At 55.0% G+C, this 18,084-nt stretch carries 17 protein-coding genes; 10 read left to right on the top strand and 7 right to left on the bottom strand.

Going from position 1 to position 18,084, the window contains the following annotated elements; all coding sequences use genetic code 11:
• Both acsC and R6U41_RS05505 read left to right on the top strand, forming a co-directional pair.
• On the top strand, nucleotides 1–1,032 hold a 1,032-nt coding region (gene acsC, locus R6U41_RS05510), incomplete at its 5' end, for an acetyl-CoA decarbonylase/synthase complex subunit gamma (RefSeq protein WP_410268833.1).
• 63 nt (nucleotides 1,033–1,095) lie between these two features.
• A complete protein-coding gene (locus tag R6U41_RS05505; protein ID WP_410268832.1) occupies nucleotides 1,096–1,980 on the top strand; it encodes a dihydropteroate synthase in 885 nt (294 codons plus the stop codon).
• A gap of 74 nt (nucleotides 1,981–2,054) precedes the next feature.
• Here R6U41_RS05505 and R6U41_RS05500 read toward each other — a convergent pair whose 3' ends face one another.
• Nucleotides 2,055–2,531: a hypothetical protein gene (locus tag R6U41_RS05500; RefSeq protein ID WP_410268831.1), complete on the bottom strand. Its 477-nt coding sequence runs from the start codon at nucleotides 2,529–2,531 to the stop codon at nucleotides 2,055–2,057.
• Here R6U41_RS05500 and R6U41_RS05495 point away from each other — a divergent pair.
• From R6U41_RS05495 to R6U41_RS05475, 5 genes are read left to right on the top strand one after another with little or no spacing between them, the layout of a single operon-like run.
• The gene (locus tag R6U41_RS05495) at nucleotides 2,514–3,728 is read left to right on the top strand and encodes a hypothetical protein (protein ID WP_410268830.1); all 1,215 of its coding nucleotides are present in this window, start codon (nucleotides 2,514–2,516) and stop codon (nucleotides 3,726–3,728) included. The two genes, R6U41_RS05500 and R6U41_RS05495, sit on opposite strands and share 18 nt — an antisense overlap.
• Before the next feature lie 30 nt (nucleotides 3,729–3,758).
• Complete coding sequence (locus R6U41_RS05490) at nucleotides 3,759–4,370, top strand: MotA/TolQ/ExbB proton channel family protein (protein WP_410268829.1); 612 nt, start codon at nucleotides 3,759–3,761, stop codon at nucleotides 4,368–4,370.
• Nucleotides 4,371–4,380: 10 nt separating this feature from the next.
• Complete coding sequence (locus tag R6U41_RS05485) at nucleotides 4,381–4,800, top strand: ExbD/TolR family protein (protein WP_410268828.1); 420 nt, start codon at nucleotides 4,381–4,383, stop codon at nucleotides 4,798–4,800.
• Nucleotides 4,797–5,498: a TonB family protein gene (locus tag R6U41_RS05480; protein ID WP_410268827.1), complete on the top strand. Its 702-nt coding sequence runs from the start codon at nucleotides 4,797–4,799 to the stop codon at nucleotides 5,496–5,498. Before R6U41_RS05485 ends, R6U41_RS05480 begins: the two co-directional genes overlap by 4 nt.
• Nucleotides 5,499–5,529: 31 nt before the next feature.
• Nucleotides 5,530–6,297, top strand: a complete 768-nt coding sequence (locus R6U41_RS05475) for a P-loop NTPase (RefSeq protein WP_410268826.1) — start codon at nucleotides 5,530–5,532, stop codon at nucleotides 6,295–6,297.
• A gap of 15 nt (nucleotides 6,298–6,312) precedes the next feature.
• Here R6U41_RS05475 and R6U41_RS05470 read toward each other — a convergent pair whose 3' ends face one another.
• Nucleotides 6,313–6,831: a DUF4124 domain-containing protein gene (locus tag R6U41_RS05470; RefSeq protein ID WP_410268825.1), complete on the bottom strand. Its 519-nt coding sequence runs from the start codon at nucleotides 6,829–6,831 to the stop codon at nucleotides 6,313–6,315.
• Between the two features lie 135 nt (nucleotides 6,832–6,966).
• Between R6U41_RS05470 and R6U41_RS05465 the strand changes: the two genes are divergently transcribed.
• Nucleotides 6,967–9,003, top strand: coding sequence for a penicillin-binding protein activator (locus tag R6U41_RS05465; protein ID WP_410268824.1), 2,037 nt, complete (start codon nucleotides 6,967–6,969; stop codon nucleotides 9,001–9,003).
• An 8-nt stretch (nucleotides 9,004–9,011) separates the two neighbouring features.
• On the opposite strand, the gene R6U41_RS05460 is transcribed toward R6U41_RS05465, so the two are convergent.
• The 3 genes from R6U41_RS05460 to R6U41_RS05450 form a co-directional block, all read right to left on the bottom strand.
• Nucleotides 9,012–10,352 carry an ATP-dependent 6-phosphofructokinase gene (locus tag R6U41_RS05460; protein WP_410268823.1) on the bottom strand — a complete coding sequence of 447 codons (1,341 nt, stop codon included), beginning with the start codon at nucleotides 10,350–10,352 and terminating at the stop codon, nucleotides 9,012–9,014.
• 65 nt (nucleotides 10,353–10,417) lie between these two features.
• Entirely contained in the window at nucleotides 10,418–11,392 is a 975-nt protein-coding gene (locus tag R6U41_RS05455; protein ID WP_410268822.1) for an SIS domain-containing protein, read from the bottom strand.
• A 133-nt stretch (nucleotides 11,393–11,525) separates the two neighbouring features.
• Nucleotides 11,526–13,043, bottom strand: coding sequence for a multiheme c-type cytochrome (locus tag R6U41_RS05450; RefSeq protein WP_410268821.1), 1,518 nt, complete (start codon nucleotides 13,041–13,043; stop codon nucleotides 11,526–11,528).
• 222 nt (nucleotides 13,044–13,265) lie between these two features.
• On the opposite strand from R6U41_RS05450, the gene R6U41_RS05445 reads away from it, so the two are divergent.
• On the top strand, nucleotides 13,266–14,261 hold the full coding sequence (locus R6U41_RS05445) for an RNA polymerase sigma factor RpoD/SigA (RefSeq protein WP_410268820.1): 996 nt from the start codon (nucleotides 13,266–13,268) through the stop codon (nucleotides 14,259–14,261).
• A 162-nt stretch (nucleotides 14,262–14,423) separates the two neighbouring features.
• Nucleotides 14,424–15,092, top strand: coding sequence for a response regulator (locus R6U41_RS05440; RefSeq protein WP_410268819.1), 669 nt, complete (start codon nucleotides 14,424–14,426; stop codon nucleotides 15,090–15,092).
• Here R6U41_RS05440 and R6U41_RS05435 read toward each other — a convergent pair.
• Both R6U41_RS05435 and R6U41_RS05430 read right to left on the bottom strand, forming a co-directional pair.
• Nucleotides 15,089–17,017 (bottom strand): PAS domain-containing protein, encoded by a 1,929-nt coding sequence (locus tag R6U41_RS05435; protein WP_410268818.1) that lies wholly within the window; start codon nucleotides 17,015–17,017, stop codon nucleotides 15,089–15,091. The two genes, R6U41_RS05440 and R6U41_RS05435, sit on opposite strands and share 4 nt — an antisense overlap.
• A 175-nt stretch (nucleotides 17,018–17,192) precedes the next feature.
• Nucleotides 17,193–17,615, bottom strand: coding sequence for an iron-sulfur cluster assembly scaffold protein (locus R6U41_RS05430; RefSeq protein ID WP_410268817.1), 423 nt, complete (start codon nucleotides 17,613–17,615; stop codon nucleotides 17,193–17,195).
• Between the last annotated feature and the right edge of the window lie 469 nt (nucleotides 17,616–18,084).

Raw genomic sequence — 18,084 nt, 5'->3', positions numbered from 1 at the left:
AAGGAACTGGATCAGAAACTCAAAGTATGGAATGCTTTCCAGTTCGAGCGCGTGGGCTTTACCCTGCGGCCCGAACTTGTGGCCCTGCAGGACGCCAACGGCGATGCCGACGCCTTTGCCGCCAAGGCCAAAAAGATTGCTGAAAACTCGGAATTCAATCTCATTCTGATGTCGGAAAATCTCGATGTGATGAAGGCCGGCGTGGAGGTCTGCAAGTTTAAAAATCCCCTGATTTACGCGGCCACCAAGGACAATTTTGACGATTTCTCTGCACTGGCAAAGGAAAACGATTTGCCCCTGGCCATCAAGGCCGATTCTGTGGAAGGCCTCACAGAGATGACCGACAAGCTTCGGGATGAAGGGTTTAAAAAAATCGTCATTGATGCCGGATCCAGGGATGTCAAGCAGGCCTATGAAGACCAGGTCAACATTCGCCGGGCAGCCCTGAAAAAGAGCAATCGTTCGGTTGGGTATCCGACCATTGTATTTCCGTGCGAAATGGCATCCAATTTGGACATGGAAACGCTTCTGGCCTCCATGTTCATCGCCAAGTACGGCGCCATTTGCGTGATGTCGGATTTTGCCAGTGAATCCCTGTTTGCCCTGCTGCTCGAACGGCTCAATATCTTCACCGACCCGCAGCGGCCCATGACAGTGGTGGAAGACATCTACCCCATCGGCAACCCGGATGAGAATTCACCGGTGCTGATCACCACCAACTTTGCTTTGACCTATTTTATTGTCTCCGGCGAGATTGAAGGCAGCAAGGTTCCGGCCTGGCTGTTGGTCAAAGACACCGAAGGCCTGTCCGTGCTCACCGCGTGGGCGGCCGGAAAATTTGCCGGCGATGATGTGGGCATGTTTGTGAAAAAGTGCGGCATTGCCGACAAGGTCAAAAACAAGGAGCTGATTATTCCCGGTTATGCCGCTTCCATTACCGGTGAGATCGAAGAAGAGCTTCCGGACTGGACCGTGACGGTCGGGCCGCGGGAAGCCCCGCACCTTCCGGCATTCCTGAAGCAAAGACAATAACCGAGAATCCGGCCCGGACCTATTGTCTGTGCCGGACGCAGAACCAACAAAGGGAGGTTCTCCATGCTGTTGATAGGCGAAAGTTTGAATGTCATGTCCAAGAAAATTGGCAAGGCATTAAAGGAACGGGATCCAGCCCCCATCCAGGAGGAAGTCAAGGACCAGGAAGCCCGGGGAATGGATTATATAGATATCAACCTCGGCCCGGCCAAGAAAGACGGCACCGAACTGATGCCCTGGGTGGTCAAGACCGTGCAGGAAGTCACTGAGCTGCCCCTGGCCCTGGATACTTCCAATATTGATGCCATTGCAGAAGGCCTGAAGGTCTATAAGCCCACTGCCCAGCCGCCCCTGATCAACTCGATCATGGCCCGGCCCGAGCGGTATGAAAAAATGCTGCCCATTGCCGCAGAGTACAATGCCGATTTCATCGCACTGATGTGGGGCCCTGAAGGGTTGCCCAGGGATGAAAACGAGCGGGCGGCGCTGTGCGTGGAACTGCTGTATGCAGCCAATGAAGCGGGTATTGAAAATGAAAAGATCTGGGTCGACGGCATTGTCACCCCGGTCAACATTCAGCAGGAACAGCTGGTGAGCCTGATGAATTTTTACATGATGCTTCAGGATATCGCTCCGGGCGCCAAAAGCACCTGCGGGCTGTCCAATATCTCCAACGGCCCGCCGGCTTATCTGCGCCCCATTTTGAATCAGACCTACATGGTCATGCTGGAGCGCTACGGCATGTATTCTGTGATTTCCGATCCCTTGGATGAGAAATTGACCGCCATTGCCAAGGGAAAACATCCGGAAATCGTGGACGTGATCCAAAAAGCCATGGACGAGCCCGTAGATGCCAGCCAGTATGAAAAAGAACTGGCCGACTATGTCAAGACCGTGGATGTGATCCTCGGCCGCAAGCTCTATTCCGATTCCTGGCTTGAGCTGTAATTTTTCCGGATTTCGTTCTGAAAATCAAAAGCCCTGACTCTCTTTTTGGGAGCAGGGCTTTTTTCTTAGCCCGATCATGGACCACGCGCTGTTTTTTCCGGGGGGTGCAGGCAGTGCCGGTAATTTGCTTGACTTGTGGTACAAATTGGGTAAAATAAAATATTTAACGGCGTCAGAAGGCGTCTTATGGAATTTTTTGATTGTACAAATTTGCCGCTGTGATTTGCGTTTTTTGGGTGCGCGGCATTAATACGGGTAGCAGTGACGAAGCCACGAAGGTTTGTATTTCCCGGCAAAGGGAATGAACACTTTGTGGCTTTTTTGCTTTGAAATGGATGATGACCGATGATTTGCCAATATTGGATAATGTCCGTATGTTTGCAGGCATGATAAAAAAAATGACCACTCTGGCTGCCGTCTTGGCGGTGGTTTGCCTTTTGGTGGCCGGGATATTGGGGCATGGAGCTGTCGTTTGGGCTGATGAGCCGGAAAATGACCGGAGCCTCGAACGCGATACCAATGATGACGGGCAAGTGGACCAGATTGCCCATTTTGACAAATCCGGCCGCCTGATCAAGCTTTTGGTGGACCAAAACAACGATGGGGACATGGACGGCTTCCAGTATTATGAAAACGGCCGCCTGGTGCGCATTGAACGTGATACCACCGGCAACGGCAAAATCGATGTCCGTGATTTTTATGACAATGATCAGCGCACCCGCCAGGAGCGGTTCGATGACCAGGGCCGGGTTCAAAAAACCCTCCAGTTTGATAGCAAGGGCAGGGTGACCAGACAGAAGACCGACTCTACAAAAGACGGTCGCCTGGACACGGTTATGGAATATGAAAACGGGCAGCTGGCGGTCAAAAAGCAGGATACCAGCGGCAATGGCGCCTTTGATCTCCTTGAGACATACCGTAGCGGGAAAATACAAAAGCGGCGGATGGACCAAAACGGAAACGGCCGCTGGGACAAACAGGTTTTTTTCCAAAACACGCAGCCGCAAAAGGCGGAATACGACACCAACCAGGACGGGAAATTTGACCGGGTCGTTTTCTATAAAAACGGCAAACCCGCCAGGGTGGAAAACGATGCCGATTATGACGGCCATCCCGAGCAGACCGTATACCTGGATGAAACCGGCAATGCCAAAAAGATGGTCATTGACGCAGACGACGACGGTGTTGCAGAAAAGACCCGGTATTATGAAAATCAGAACCTGGTGCGGGAGGAAAAAGACACCAATCATGATGGTCAGACGGACTGGCGCCGGTTTTACACCGGGGAGAAAAAGTGTCAGATTTTTCAGGACAAGGATCATGACGGCCGATTTGAAACAGTTGTGTTTCTTGATTCCGGCATTGGCGCACAGATGGTGGAAATTGATAAAAACGGCGACGGCCGGCCAGAGCGCCGGGCCTGGTATGATGAAGGCGGCCGCCTGATCAAGCAGCAGACACGGGACGGCGATGATGCCGGGTCTTTGAACATGACCTGGTATTATGACAAAGATGAGCAGGTGGTTTTCGCGGAAAAAGATTTAACCGGAAACGGGGCGCCGGATGCCTGGTATTCGTATGAACAGGGGCGTCTTTCCGAAATCCGCCGGGATACTACGGGCGACGGCAGCGCAGATGTTTGGGAGACCTACGGGGAGAATCAGCAGTTGTTGAAGCGTTCCAAAGATCTGGATTATGACGGCGTGGCCGATATTCACACTGAGCCCGGCGAAGAAGCAGACGGATAGATTAAGATTCGGTAGAAGGAGAGAAGAACAATGACGCTTGAATTTATTGCAAAGGGCGGAGTGCTGGTGATTCCCATTTTGCTGTGTTCCGTGCTTGTGCTGGCCATTTTCCTGGAGCGGGTGATCCGCTTTACCCTCATGCGCGCCAGGGGTGCAGGGCTGGCTGAGAAAGTCATCAGCCTGCTCAAATCCGGCGATGCCCCGGGGGCGGCCCGGATGGCGGAACAAAGCAATTCCCCCATGGGCCGGGTATTGCGAAAGGCAATGGATTACCGCAACGAAGACCGGGAGGTTCTGGAAACTGTTATCATTCATGCCACCGAAGAAGAAGTCCGGGGTTTGTCCAGGTATTTGCAGGCCCTTGCCACCATCGGCAATATTGCGCCTCTGCTGGGCCTGCTGGGAACCGTCATCGGCATGATTAAGGCCTTTATGGTGATTCAGGAAATGGGTGGCAAGGTCAATGCCGCAGTACTGGCTGGCGGCATCTGGGAGGCCATGCTCACCACCGCCCTGGGGCTTGCCGTGGCCCTGCCGGCCATGGTGATCCACAGCTATCTGCTGGCCCGGGTGGAGCGCTACGAGGCCCGGCTTCAGGACGGTGCGGTCACTTTTCTTACTGCCCTGACCGGACGCAACTAAGGAGGCAGCCATGCTGGTGCACAGAAAGAAAAAAGAGCGTTACCGGATGCAGGCGCCAATGACACCCCTGATTGATATTGTTTTTATGCTGCTGATTTATTTTCTGCTGACCACCAATTTTATTTCCGAGTCCGGCATAGACGTCAATTTGCCGGAATCCAGCTCTGCGGCTGCCCGGGAGACCGACGAGATCACGGTTTATCTGGACCGGGATGACAAGATCTATATCGGAGAGGAGCCGGTGGCCTTAAATGATCTGCAGCAAAGGCTTGAAAACCGGCTGAGCGCTGCATCCGAATCCAGCCTGGTGATGGTCAAGGCAGACCGGTCCGTGGATCTTGAATCTGCGGTCAATATCATGGACATTGCCCGGGCCGCGGGCGCCGGGCGCCTGTTTTTGGCAACTGAAAAAACCGGCACTAGGCCTTGAGTGCAGACCATATGGCCGGGTTTAGGAAATATTTCCAAAAGATCAACTGGCTGTTCTGGATGCTGGTGATTTTCTCTGTGGGCGTGCATCTGTGTTTGTTCTGGCAGTTTCGGCAGGTATCGCCTTCTTCTGCGGAAAAAGTCATTGAGGTGACCGTTGATACAGCAGCAGAACCTGAAGGGTCGCCGGTGCCCAACCCCCCGGCCCGCCCTCCGGATCCTGCGCCTGATATGCCGGCCCCGGAGGCCCCCCGGCTGCCGGAGATTCAGGCCGAGGATACAGCTGTGCCCGAAGAAAGGCCGCCGGAGGTTGTGTCCGAGCAGGTGGCCCAATGGCAGGGCCCGGAAACGTTTGAAACCGTTGATGACAGCCCGGAGCCGCCCAAGCCCGCAAAGGCGGATGCCGATGTTATGGCCGCCTATTTTTCCGGTATCCGGGCGGCCATTGAACGAAACAAGCAGTATCCTGCCGCTGCGCGACAGCGCCGGCAGGAAGGCCGGGTGATTGTGTCATTTGATGTGGACTCCAAAGGCCGGGTTTCAGATCCGGAGGTGGTGGAAAGTTCCGGATTTTCCAGCCTGGATAACGCTGCTGTGGAAGCCGTGCGCGCTGCCGGGCCTTTTGATCCGCCGCCCCCGGATGCCGGGGATCCCCCGATTGGCCTGGAGATTCCCATTGTCTTTCAATTGCGGCGGTGATGCCGCGTTGTGCAGTTTTATAGGAGGTTATATGAAAATATTGATTTGTGGCAAGGGCGGGTGTGGCAAAAGCACCCTTTCGGTGATGCTGGCCCGGGCATTTGATGCCATGGGCCGCCAGGTGCTGCTGGTGGATGCAGATGAGTCCAATTTCGGCATCGCCCACTTGATCGGTGTGGACCCGCCCATGGACTTAATGGAAAGCCTTGGAGGCAAAAAGGGGTTTAAGGAAAAAATAAACGCACCCATTTCCGAAAATCCCCAGGGCGTCTTTCCCATGGAACAGTCCATGGTGGATCTGCCCGGGGATTGCGTTTCAGAAACCGGCAATATCCGCGTGGTTTCCATTGGAAAGATCCATGATTACAAAGAGGGGTGCGCCTGTCCCATGGGCATGCTTGCCACCCGATTTCTCGAAAGCCTGCGGGTGAACCCCGGTCAGGTGGTGATCGTGGACACAGAGGCCGGGGTGGAGCATTTCGGCCGGGGCGTGATCGGGTGCGCGGATGTGATGCTTGCAGTGGTGGATCCCACTGCGGAATCCCTGAAGTTGGCCGCCAAGATGGCCGAGATGGCCGGGCATGCAGGCCGGCCCCTTTATTTTGTGATCAACAAAAGCGAGGCGGAGATCGAGGGCATGATCACCTCCCGGCTGGATCCGGAAAAGGTGGCTGCAACGATTCCCAAGGATCATGATCTGTTTGTGGCAAGCCTTCAGGGTATTGCCATCACCAGGGCCGGGGAACATGCCGAAGCTCTGGCCCGATGGCTGGAAGAAGCCTCCTGGCAGGCCCGTTAGGGATGCCGGGTTGCCTCAGCTTCCGTCGCGCAGATCGTCCATTTCTTTGTTGTACTGCTCGATCTCTGCTTTCAGGGCGTTTTGCTCCTCCTGATAGGCCCGGATCTTTTCGTTAAGGGCCTGGACCTTTTCCCTGTGGGCCCTGACCTGCTTTTTGCCTTTGAGCTGTTTTCCGGCATCCTTTAATTTTTTTTGCTGCCGGATCAGATCCTGGTATTTCTCGTCCAGGGCCTGCTTTTTGGCTTCCAGTTCCAGGCGTCTTTCTTCCATGTCCTGGAAGGTTTTGGATTCATCTGCCTTTTCCTCGGCCCCGGGTTTTGTGGCTTTGGTACCATCTTCGGCCCTGGCCGGCCGGACCGGAATTTCCCTGGTGGCTTCTGCCGTGTTCCGGTATGATTCCGGCACGCTTGACAGGTCGTTGGTGTAACGGGTGACGCCGTTATTGTCCGTGTACCGGTAGATCCGGGCCTCGCCCGTGGTCCCGGCGACCAGCAATGCGGCGGCAAGAAAGATGAAAAATCGGATTTTGCGCATTTTCATACCTGTGTTGGGGTTAGGGGTGCACGGCTGTTTGAAGAAACGGGAATCCTGTTGATATATTACTGTATCTTTTGTATAGGGAGGGTGTCAAGACGGTCTTTATTTGTTCATTCGGGAAAAGTCAGGGTTATGAATAAAAAATACAGTATCGGAATCTGTTTGTTTCTGCTTGTTTTGGTCACTGCATGCGCACCCAAGGACAGGCCGTTTCGCGATATTTTCAAAGACGGGCAGCCGGGGCAGGTCCTGTTTGAAAAAGCTGAGCAAAAATACGGGCAGTCGGCTTATTCAGATGCCGCAGAGCTCTATTCCCGGTACCTGGAGGAAAATCCAGACGGGGCCCGGGCTGCTGATGCTCGTTTCAAACTGGGAATGATACAGATGCACACCCGGGATTACGGTCGGGCGCGTGAGTTGTTCCGGGATCTGATCCGGGTGATGCCGGACAGCGATGCCGCCGGACGAGCACGGGTGGGTGTGATGCGATCGTATATGGAACAGGGAGACTTTCAAGGGGCCTTGGCGTATCAGAGCCAGCTTTCGGAAGACCGCCTGGATGCCAGCCGGCAGCTCCGCGTGGATTTGCTGGCCGGTGATGCCTGGATGGCGCTTGGCCGTTTTGACAGGGCATATGAAATGTTTTTGTCCGCATTTGACCGCGCTGGCAAGCCGCAGCGGCCACAGGTGGGTAGGCGTTTGCTGGCTGCGGCTTTTCACATGACTCCAGAGCGGATCCAGGCCGAACTCGACAGTCTGGAGGGAAAACCGCCCAGTGGATATCTCATGTATCAGCAGGCAGTGCGGCTGGCCGCAGAGGCCCGCATTGGCGATTCTTTATCGGTTTTTCAGAAATTTGCAGACCAGTTTCCGGATCACCCTCTGGCTGCAGAGGCCCGGGAGGAAATCCAGCGGATCAGTGCCCAGGCTTTTTTCAAAGACAACCGGGTGGGGTGCGTGCTTCCCTTGTCCGGCCGGTACGAGGTTTTCGGCCAGCGGGCGCTAAAAGGCCTGGAACTGGCGGTTTACAAGGCGGGAAGCCGCATGGGTATTTCTCCCCCGGTACAACTGCTGGTGCGGGACTCCGGATCTGATCCGCAAACCGCGAAAAAAGCGGTTCAGGAGCTGGCTGATCAGGGGGTGGCGGCGATTATCGGCCCCATGACCGGCGGCTCCGCTCCCCTGGCCGAGGCCCAGGAAAAGGGGGTGCCCATTATTGCCCTGAGTCAGAAGTCCGGCGTGACAGAAGCCGGGGCTTACGTGTTTCGCAATTTTCTGACCCCGGAGATGCAGGTGGACGCCGTGGTCAGCCATGCAGTGCAGCAGCTGGGCTGCCGTCGTTTTGCCGTGCTTTACCCGGATGAAGCTTACGGGGAGACTTTTTTTCACCAATTCTGGGATCAGGTGCTGGCCAGGGGCGGGCGCATTGTGGGGGCGGAATCCTATGATCCGGATCAGACCGATTTTGCCGAACCCATTCAAAAACTGGTGGGGCTGTATTATGATCTGCCCGAGGAGTTAAAGCCCCTGGAGCCGGATTTGGCAGAGTCTGAAAGTCTGATCCGAACGGTGATGCCTGAAAGCCAAATGCCTTCACAAACACAATGGGCCGGGATTTCGCCATTGGCACCGAAAACAGCCGGGGACCGGCGGATTCGGCCCGAGCCTGAAGAGGATGACAAACCGCAGCCGATTGTGGACTTTGATGCTGTTTTCATCCCGGACAGCCCCGAAAAAGCGGGTTTGATCATTCCCCAGCTCCGGTATCACGATATCAATGAGGTGTATCTGCTGGGCACCAATCTGTGGCATTCTCCCAGGATGATACAGATTGCCGGAAGACAGCTGCGAAGGACTGTGATCCCGGAGGGCTTTTTTGCCCATAGTCAAAATCCGGCCGTAACGGAGTTTGTCTCCGATTTTGAAGAGATTTACGGCGAGCCTCCGGGGTTTATTGAGGCGGTGGCCTATGATTCGGCCATGATGATTTGCCGCCAGCTGGCGGAAAAAAAGCTCGCCAACCGGCCCGCCCTTCAAAAAGCCCTGGTTGAGATGTCCGCCTATGAAGGGGTGACCGGAAAAACGCGTTTTTTATCTTCCGGCGAGGCGGAAAAACGTCTGTACCTGCTGGATGTCATTGACAGCCGGTTTGTGCAGATTGCCCCTTAAACCGGCATCTATGGATGGACCAGGCTGCCCTGGCCGGTGGCCTCCAGCACGGTCTGCCACAGCTTGTCGCCGGCAACTACATGCTTTCGCTTGCCGGCGGTCAGCGGCACCGGCACGTGGACGAAATGATCGTTCCAATGGCCGATGATCATGTTGGTCTTGCCGGCAATGCCGGCATGCACCGCATCCCTTCCCAGAAACGTGCAATACACGTGATCATTGGAATTGGCCGGCAGGCTGCGGATCATGTAGCTGGGGTCAATATATTTCAGCGATATGTCCATGTCCCTGGCGGCAAAGTATTTTTGGATCTGTTCCTTTAAAAACAGCCCGATGTCATGGAGCTTGATGTTGCCGGAAGGATCATATTCCGCCTTGTGGGATTCGAAAAATTTCTGGCCTGCGCCTTCTGCAATCAGGATAACCGCGTGCTTGCGCTGGGCCAGGCGCTCCTGGAGCTTTGTGATCAGGCCGTTTGGTCCTTCCAGGTCAAAATCGATTTCCGGGATGAGCACGAAATTGACATCCTGCTGGGCCAGGGTGGCCGTGGCTGCGATAAACCCGGAGTACCGGCCCATGAGCTTGATCAGCCCGATGCCGTTGGGATAGCCTTCAGCCTCCTTGTGGGCCCCCTTGATGGCACCGGTGGCAATGTCCACGGCGGTGTCAAATCCAAAGGACTTGGAAACCATGTGAATGTCATTGTCAATGGTTTTGGGCACGCCGATAACGCTGATCTTCAGACCCCGCTGCCGGATGGAGGCATCGATTTTGGATGCCGCCATCAGGGTGCCGTCGCCGCCGATCATAAACAGGATGCCGATGTTCATCCGCTCCAGGCAGTCCACAATGACTTCAATATCCTGGGGGCCCCGGGAGGAGCCCAGGATGGAGCCGCCCATTTCATGAATGTCCACTACGTTTGCCGGGCTCAGATCCTGGACATCGTGCTGGTATTCGGGTATAAATCCCTGAAGGCCGTAGCGGATGCCGTAAATATGTCTCACCCCGTAGGAGTGATACAACTCCAGGACAATAGAGCGGATGATGTTGTTTAACCCCGGGCACAGGCCGCCGCAGGTCACCAGGGCGCATTTGAGCTTGCTGGGATCAAAATAGATTTTTTTTCGGGGCCCGGCCAGTTCAAATGATGGCGGGATTGTGCCTTCCTGGATGGCTTCTGTGATTTTTTTGGCCTCAAGTTCGATTAACACCCGCTCATTGTCGTCCTTGAAAATCTCCTGCCTGGAGCCGTTTAATTCCTTTGCAATGGGAGATTCGATCTTGGCCTCGCCCAGGATGTCGATACGGGTGTCCATGTCCATGTTAATATTGGTGTATATCGTCATTTAGCTTTTTTCCAAACAGGTCTTTGTATTGTATGCAAATTCGGTTTTCTTGCGCTGTGGCGCAATCAGACCGGGTTGAATTTCAGTGCGCCTTTTCCCAGGATGTCATGAAGATGCAGGGCCCCCACGATCGTGCCGTTTTCATCAATTGCCGGCAGCACGGTGATTTGATGGAATTCCATGATGTTTAAGGCCTCGTAAAGCGGCGTTGCCGGATGCACATGTTTGGGGTTAGGCGTCATCATGGTATCCACGGTGTTTTCATACACCGATATCTTCTGCACCACCATGCGCCGGATATCCCCGTCTGTGATAATGCCGGAAAGCCGGTTTTCCCGGTCAACAATAAAAATAACCCCAAGCCGGCACCTTTCCATGTCTGCCAGTGCTTGTTCCATGGATGTGCCGGCGGCTGCCGTGGGAACTGCCTCGCCGGTGAGCATGATATCGGCCACCCCGTAAGACAGCCGGCGGCCGAGATTGCCGCCGGGGTGAAATTTTTGAAAATCACTGGTGTTGAATTTGCGTTTTTCCAGAAGCACAACTGCCAGGGCATCGCCCATGGCCAGTTGGGCCGAGGTGCTGGCCGTAGGTGCCAGTCCCAGGGGGCAGGCTTCTTTTTCCACGCCTACGTAAATGACCAGGTCACTCTGGGCAGCCAGGCTTGAGCGGGAATTTCCGGTAAAGGCCACCACCGGGCAGCCCACACTGCGGATGCTGGGAATCAGGATGTTGAGCTCATCGGTTTGCCCGGAGTTGGAAAGGGCGATAAACACGTCATCTGCAGACACAATGCCCAGATCCCCGTGCATGGCCTCCACCGGGTGGAGAAACAGGGATCTGGTGCCGGTGCTGTTTAAGGTGGCCACGATTTTCCGGGCGATTAACCCGGATTTCCCGATCCCGGCCACAATCACCCGGCCCCGGGACTGATAGATCAGGTCCACCAGCCGGTTAAACTGGTCATCAAGATGGGCCGCAAGTTTTTCAATGCCTTCGGCCTCGATTCGCAGGACTTCGCCCGCTCGTTTTCTATACATGGCAAAGCCCTTTCGGACCGGGGCTGGCTGATAAGCATATCAAAGACAATATATTGATCCTTTCAAAAGGTAAATCATATTCACTCTGTCAGTTTTCCAAAGAAAAATCAACCCTGCCCATCTCCGGGGGCGGTTACGGCGCCTGCCGGCTGGAGACGGCCCCGGATTCGGCCATTTCAGCCATTTTATGGATACTGCGGGTCAGATGCCATCTTCCCTGGGCAAAGACCCCGTAATCCGCCCCGCCCATGGCAGAGGCAAACCGCACGGAGTTGGCGTAAAACAGCCAGGTTTCGGTCCACATGCGTTCAATGGGTTCGTCAAACGGGCTGGCTCGGGATTGTGGACCCCGGGCGGCACCTGTTTGCCAGGCTTTTTCCAGGATCTGCGTGGCTGTGCGCACCTGCTCATTGGTTGTTTCAACGGTGTTGGCCAGACGATTGAAATGGCCCTCAACCCAGCCGGTACTGTGACAGCTCAGGCAGACCTGCTGCAGGGTCCTGGTGCGCTTTTGCTGCTCCTGTTTGCTGATGAGAAATTCTTCTGCCGGCGTGCCATCAAGGGCTGTGGGCAGCGGAAGGCCGTCTTTGCTTTGGATCTTTGTGGTGTCGGCAGACTGCGGATGGGCGTGGGCATAGGGCAGTCCGAAAATCCGTCGTCCCAAGCGGTCGTTCATTTGATGGGTTCTTTCGGCAATCACCCGGTTGTTTGCATCCGTGAGCAGGCTCACATGACATGTGGCACAGGTGGGTGCCTCAAGATGCTCTCCCACAGTCCAGGGCACTGCGGAAAAGTCCCATTTTTCCGAAGCCTTGCCGGCATTGTAAATATTGCCGTGCTTGCTGACCCTGTAGACCTTGTAGGCCGGCACGTCCGGTCCTTTGTGGCATTGGGAGCAGGTTTCGGGTTTGCGGGCCGTCTCAATGGCAAACCGGTGCCGTGGATGGCAGGCCGAGCAGGCCCCCCGGCTGTCGTCCGGGTTGATCCGGCCGACGCCCTGGTTGGGCCAACCCCGGATCACCGGAAATTCCATGGGGCCCATGGATGTCTGCCGCTCGGCGGTTTTTTCCACGGTCAGTTTTGTGCCGTGACAAAACAGGCACGAATCTGCGTTTGTCTGTTCATCAGGTTTATGTTGGGAAAGGCCATTGTTATCATCTATGGAAAGCCGGCCGTTGACGGCCGTGATCAGCGCGTCATAAAGGGAATTGTCCATGAGGTTGCCGTGGGCTTCGGCCATGAGATTGTTGGAAAATTCTTCTCTTTCCCGGCTGTGGCAGACCGCGCAGTCCTCCGGGGTGACAACGGTGTGAACCTTCTGTCCGGCATGGGCAAAGCTGTCCGCATGGGTTTCAGGGCGCAGGGTGTGGCATTCCGCGCATCCCACCACAACGGTTTCCAGATGCCCGGCAATCGCATCAGCAGAAATCCGCCGCTCAAGCTGGTCTTTTTCCATGGCCTGTGCCGGTGTGGTTTGCGACATCCGGCTGTTTTGCCAGTCGGCCACAATGGCCGGGGTCGCGGTTTTGTGGCAGCCCAGGCAGGACCGGCTCTGCGGACTGATTTCTGCTTTTTCCCGGGCCAACCCCGGAATGGTGAAAATAAGCAGCATGCCCACGGCCGCCCATGCAACCCAACGTGCTTGTCTCATTGTCTTTTTCCTCGCCTGTGCTGGTGTTCAGAGTGTTTTGCCCGGATCACTACGGTCAATCCTGTATGCTTCTACGGGTTTTCTTACTGCAAAATACAGTCCATCCCCAATGTATCTTCCAGGATGATTTTTTTATACCTAAATTCAACAGTAAGCTCCAAGATTTTTTTGGCAACCGTGTCTTTTAGGTGACAACCCGTTTTGCGTCAAGGAGGTTTTACCATGTTTCATGATCCTGCATACAGCCCTGCCGCCCCGTCTCGCAACAGTCATTCGGAGCCGTTATACGCAGATATCCAACAAACCGTGGAGGCCCGCAAAGCTGCAGAGAAAAAATTTAAAAGCGGCAGAAGGAAATTTGATCCGGTCCAGCAATACATGGCTGATATCCGCAGCCACGGACTCATTAACCGGGAACAGGAACGCTACCTGGCTGCAAGGGTCCAGGATCACGATGATGACCAGGCCGCATATGAACTCGTGGTTTCCAATCTTCGGCTGGTGGTCAAGATTGCTTTAAAATTTCAGCGGTTCTGGAATCGCAATCTGCTCGACCTCATCCAGGAGGGCAACGTGGGTCTGATGCAGGCAGTGCGAAAATATGATCCCGATCGCAACGTCAAATTTTCCTATTATGCCTCCTTCTGGATCAAGGCTTATATCCTGAAATATATGCAGGACAACTGGCGCATGGTCAAGGTGGTGACCACCGAAGGCCAGCGCAAGCTTTTTTACAAGCTCAAGCAGGAACGCAGAAAACTTTCGGCCATGGGTATTGATGCCGATTCCAAGCGCCTTTCACAGCGATGCGGGGTTGAGGAAAAAGATATCGTGGATATGGACCAGCGGTTGCTCAACCGGGACATTTCCCTGGATGCACCGTTAAACGAAGATTCGGATACGGATTGGGTGGATTTTCTCAGGGTCGATGAGGATAAATCCATTGAAGAGGAGGTTTCCGAGCGGCAAATCGATAGTATGGTGAATCATAAGGTGCGGGAATTTCGGGAAAAAATTCCTTTCCGGGAGCGTGAGATCCTGGATTTGCGGATTTATTCCGACTCTCCCATGACCCTGCAGTCGCTGGGCGATCGCCTGGGGCTTTCCAGAGAGCGGGTCCGGCAGCTTGAAAAACAGATCATGGAGGAACTCAGGCACTACCTGAGCAATGAAATCCGGGATTTTGAGGAATACGCCGTTTTTGCCCGGGTGGCCTGACGCTTTTTTTTGCGTGTATTTTCAAAGTACTGCCGCCGCAATGTCGTTTGTGTTGACATGCGGCGGTTTTTTTTATAGAAAATAAGAGAGTATGGCCTATGATCATTTGCATTGCCTGCCATTTATGATCCACTCCGGGATGAGGGACGGAAAAAGACCTCCATGGAAACCAAAAAGATCGTCATTGTTGAAGATCATCAATTGTTTCGCGACGGCTTAAAAGCCATGCTGGACAGCCGCAAGGACCTGGAGGTAATCGCAGAGGCCGAAGACGGTCTGCAGGCCCTTGAAGTCATTCGCGAAAACACGCCGGATTTGCTGCTGCTGGATCTTTCCATGCCACGGCTCGGCGGCATCAGTGTGATCAAGGAGTCCAAGCGTCTGTATCCGGAGGTTGCCGTTCTGGCGTTGACCATCCATGAATCCGATCAGTACGTGCTTGAGGCGTTTAATGCCGGTGCCAACGGCTACTGCATCAAGGATGCCAGCCGGGAGGAACTCCTGGTGGCCATCAACAGCGTGCTCAAGGGCCGAACCTACATTAGCCCGGGCATAGCCGATAACGTCATGGAAGGCTACATTGAAGGCCGCAAGCAGATGAAAACCCGCTCTGCCTGGGACAACATCACCCAACGGGAACGCGAGGTGCTCAAACTTCTGGCCGAGGGGTATCTGAATAAGGAAATCAGCGGCATGCTCCATATCAGCGTCAAGACCGTGGAAAAGCACCGTTCCAATCTCATGGGCAAGCTGGATCTGCACAGCGCCGCAGCCCTGACCTCGTTTGCCATTGAACAGGGCCTGGTACACAAAGACAGTTACCCCGGTTAACAGGTACGCTCCCGGGCTTGTTGGGGCAGGCTGACAATCACCTGGGTGCCTTTTTCCGGCCGGGAGTGGATTTCAAAATTTCCCCCGCACACATTGGCTCTCTCCTGCATGCCCTGAATGCCGTGCCCGCTCATGGGATCCAAAGCGCGGAGCCGGGAATCCGGATCAAATCCGTTCCCGTCGTCGGAGACCGCCAGCTGGATGCGGCCGCCGTTTTTTTCCAGCACCAGCCGGATGTTTTCCGGATTTGCATGGGTTGCGGCATTGTTCATGGCTTCCTGTAAAATCCGGTAGATCACGATCTTTAATGGCTCATCGATATTTTCTTCCTGAATCCGGATTTGCTGCTCCATCCGGATATGGGGGTAGAAATACTGAAATTCCCTGCAGAACCAGGTGATAGTCGCCAGCAGCCCCAAATCATCGAGGATGGTGGGGCGCAGGTTGGCGGAGATGCGCTTTGTCTCCTTGATTGTCGTCATCAGATAAGAAACAATGCTTTCCAGGGACAGGATATGATCGGGCGGATCCGGGGGCATCTGGGATAATTTTTCTTCCAGGCTGAACTTGATGGCCGCAAGGCTTGCCCCGAGGCTGTCATGGAGTTCCCGGGCAATTTTCTGGCGGTCGGCTTCAAGTGTGTGCAGCATCCTGTGGGAAAAATGCCGAAGCTTTTCCTGGGAATCCTGGAGTCTGGCCTCGATTTTTTTGCGGTGCTCGATTTCTTCTCTCAGGGTTTCCACCGTGTGGGTGAGTTCTGCGGTACGTTCCGCCACCCTTTTTTCCAGCTCAGTGCGCGCTTGCTCCAATTCCAGGCGCTCCTGCTTGCGCTGGGTAATATCATGGAATACCCCCACCGCACCGGTGATATGCCCTCTTGGATTGCGTATGGGAGCGGTGTTGACCAGCACGTGCCGGCATTTGCCGTCGGGAAGGCCAACTGCCAGTTCATGGTCCACGATCATCTCTCCCTGGAATACGGATCGGGCCAGGGGCAGGTCCACAGGATCATAGGGCGGAGAGCTGTCATGGTATCCGGGTCCCATGGTTCCGGATATTCCGTTTGCCGGGGTCTGCTGGTAAAATTTTCTGGCCGCGGGATTGGTCATGACGATGCGGCATTCTTCATCCACCACGATGATGGCTTCCGGGGCGCTGTGAATAATGGCCTGCAGGGCCGTGCGTTCGGTTTCCAGCTGGTCCATGAGCCGGCTTCGCTCGGTTTCGTCCCGGACCACGGTGACCGCGCCCGCAATTCGACCCTGGTGGAGCAGGGGCACTGCGTTGAATTCATAGATCCGTTCCCTGCCCTTGGAATCTGTTCGGATAAATTTTTCATCGTGCACCTTTTCCCCGGCAAGGGCTCTGCTGCAGGGTAGTTGATCAAAGGGTACCGCACGATTGTTGGGATAAAGCAGGACTTTTTTTTGAATAAAGATTCGCCAGGGCATACCCGTGGGATCAAAACCCATCATATGGATTGCCGCCGGGTTGGCCATGACCGGAGTGCCGGCCGGGTCGTATACAATCACCGGCTCGGCAAGGGCGGAAAAGACCTGGGAGATTTCTATTTGCTGCAGGATACCGGCATGTGCGCTGCGGCCGGGAGCTTTGTTTTCCCCGGCAACACCGGTTTGCCCATCTGGCTGTTGTTGCATCGGCCCGGGTTGGAAGGCGGATTTTTGTGCACCCGGGTGAAGCTGGTAGGAAAAACCCCCGATACGGCCATCCTGTAAATGATGGGACATGATTGCGCCGAAAATCGGTCGGCCTTCCGGTCCTGGTTCCGGCACACTGTCATCAGAATCCGAGTTTGCGGAAAAGCCATTGTTGCCGCTGCAGAGGACTGCATGTATGTGCTGTTGGGTAACGTCGGCCTCCGGCGCCACCCCCAGCAGCCGGCGGGCGGCGGGGCTTAGATACATCAGATTCCCGAATGCGTCGGTAACCGCAGCCAGATCCCGGAAACGGGCAATAAGTGTAGCGATTAGATCATGCATATGAATTGTTTGACATCAAATCTGTGAGTATTTCACATTCCGTCCAATGCCAGCCGAGTGCAGGGCTTTAAACACCGCTTTGCCGATCACCGCCTGGGACTTATTTGAAAATATAATTCTTTTTCCATGGATCGCGAATATTTGTCCGGGCATGGGCAAGGGCCCGGTACAGCGCGCCGCAGGACAGTTCCGCACAGTGGTGTGAGGATTCAGGCAGCGTCTGGAGATAATTGATAATATCGCGGGGAGTTATGGTCCAGGCATCTTCCAGTTTCCGGCCATGGACCATGCGGCCGATGGTATTGGCGCATGCCCGGGTATTGATGCATCCGTCGATCTGAAAGGAAATTTCCTGGATGCGGCCCTGGTCAACGGACAAAAATACTTCAACGGTGTCACCGCAGTCGCCGGTGTTTTTTCCGTAGCCGTCCGGCCGGGTCGGGCGTTCCAGGTAGTCCGGGCAAAAAGCCATTTCCAGAAAGGCCTCAGAGTGGTCACTGAAAAAATCAAATTCCTTTTCCATGAATCGAGTTCCTGCGTTGCTGTGGATTGATTTGCATTTCTGCGGCCGCCCAAACAATCTGTTTTCATTTGTTGGGGCGGCCGGGGGCCTTGCATTTGTCAAAAATTGCAGGGTGTCCCTGCGCGGGGTCCGGGGCAAGGCCCCGTCCTTTGTTTCCGCGTGGTGGTACGGGTCAAGACGGTGACGGGAAGTGTCGGAAGAGCTCCGCTGAAGCGGAAACCCCTTTCATGGCAAAGGGGGGGTGCAGGGGGGCAACGCCCCCTTGCTGGGGTGTAGGGCAAAGCCCCGCTCCTGTCCTTGCCACAAGCGCGACCGTTCAATAGTCAGCATGGCCCAGCCATTCGCCCCGCGCGCGCTATTGGGTCGAGCTGTGGCCTTTGGACAGGGAACACCCCCGCGAGCCTGATCTGGGTCATGGTCTGGTCGTCTCGGTCGATCCATGAAACCCGACTTATCCACAGGCTCGCCC

Source organism: Desulfosalsimonas sp., from assembly GCF_046483245.1.
In the GTDB taxonomy this organism is placed as follows: domain Bacteria; phylum Desulfobacterota; class Desulfobacteria; order Desulfobacterales; family Desulfosalsimonadaceae; genus Desulfosalsimonas.
This window is presented reverse-complemented; position numbering and strand designations above follow the sequence as displayed.

Excerpts from the sequence above, each read along its gene's own strand:
- R6U41_RS05505 (WP_410268832.1), top strand. The coding sequence starts at position 1,096 with ATGCTGTTGATAGGCGAAAGTTTGAATGTCATGTCCAAGAAAATTGGC.
- R6U41_RS05500 (WP_410268831.1), bottom strand. The coding sequence starts at position 2,531 with ATGGGCAATCTGGTCCACTTGCCCGTCATCATTGGTATCGCGTTCGAG.
- R6U41_RS05490 (WP_410268829.1), top strand. The coding sequence starts at position 3,759 with ATGACGCTTGAATTTATTGCAAAGGGCGGAGTGCTGGTGATTCCCATT.
- R6U41_RS05485 (WP_410268828.1), top strand. The coding sequence starts at position 4,381 with ATGCTGGTGCACAGAAAGAAAAAAGAGCGTTACCGGATGCAGGCGCCA.
- R6U41_RS05475 (WP_410268826.1), top strand. The coding sequence starts at position 5,530 with ATGAAAATATTGATTTGTGGCAAGGGCGGGTGTGGCAAAAGCACCCTT.
- R6U41_RS05470 (WP_410268825.1), bottom strand. The coding sequence starts at position 6,831 with ATGCGCAAAATCCGATTTTTCATCTTTCTTGCCGCCGCATTGCTGGTC.
- R6U41_RS05465 (WP_410268824.1), top strand. The coding sequence starts at position 6,967 with ATGAATAAAAAATACAGTATCGGAATCTGTTTGTTTCTGCTTGTTTTG.
- R6U41_RS05460 (WP_410268823.1), bottom strand. The coding sequence starts at position 10,352 with ATGACGATATACACCAATATTAACATGGACATGGACACCCGTATCGAC.
- R6U41_RS05455 (WP_410268822.1), bottom strand. The coding sequence starts at position 11,392 with ATGTATAGAAAACGAGCGGGCGAAGTCCTGCGAATCGAGGCCGAAGGC.
- R6U41_RS05450 (WP_410268821.1), bottom strand. The coding sequence starts at position 13,043 with ATGAGACAAGCACGTTGGGTTGCATGGGCGGCCGTGGGCATGCTGCTT.
- R6U41_RS05445 (WP_410268820.1), top strand. The coding sequence starts at position 13,266 with ATGTTTCATGATCCTGCATACAGCCCTGCCGCCCCGTCTCGCAACAGT.
- R6U41_RS05440 (WP_410268819.1), top strand. The coding sequence starts at position 14,424 with ATGGAAACCAAAAAGATCGTCATTGTTGAAGATCATCAATTGTTTCGC.
- R6U41_RS05435 (WP_410268818.1), bottom strand. The coding sequence starts at position 17,017 with ATGTATCTAAGCCCCGCCGCCCGCCGGCTGCTGGGGGTGGCGCCGGAG.
- R6U41_RS05430 (WP_410268817.1), bottom strand. The coding sequence starts at position 17,615 with ATGGAAAAGGAATTTGATTTTTTCAGTGACCACTCTGAGGCCTTTCTG.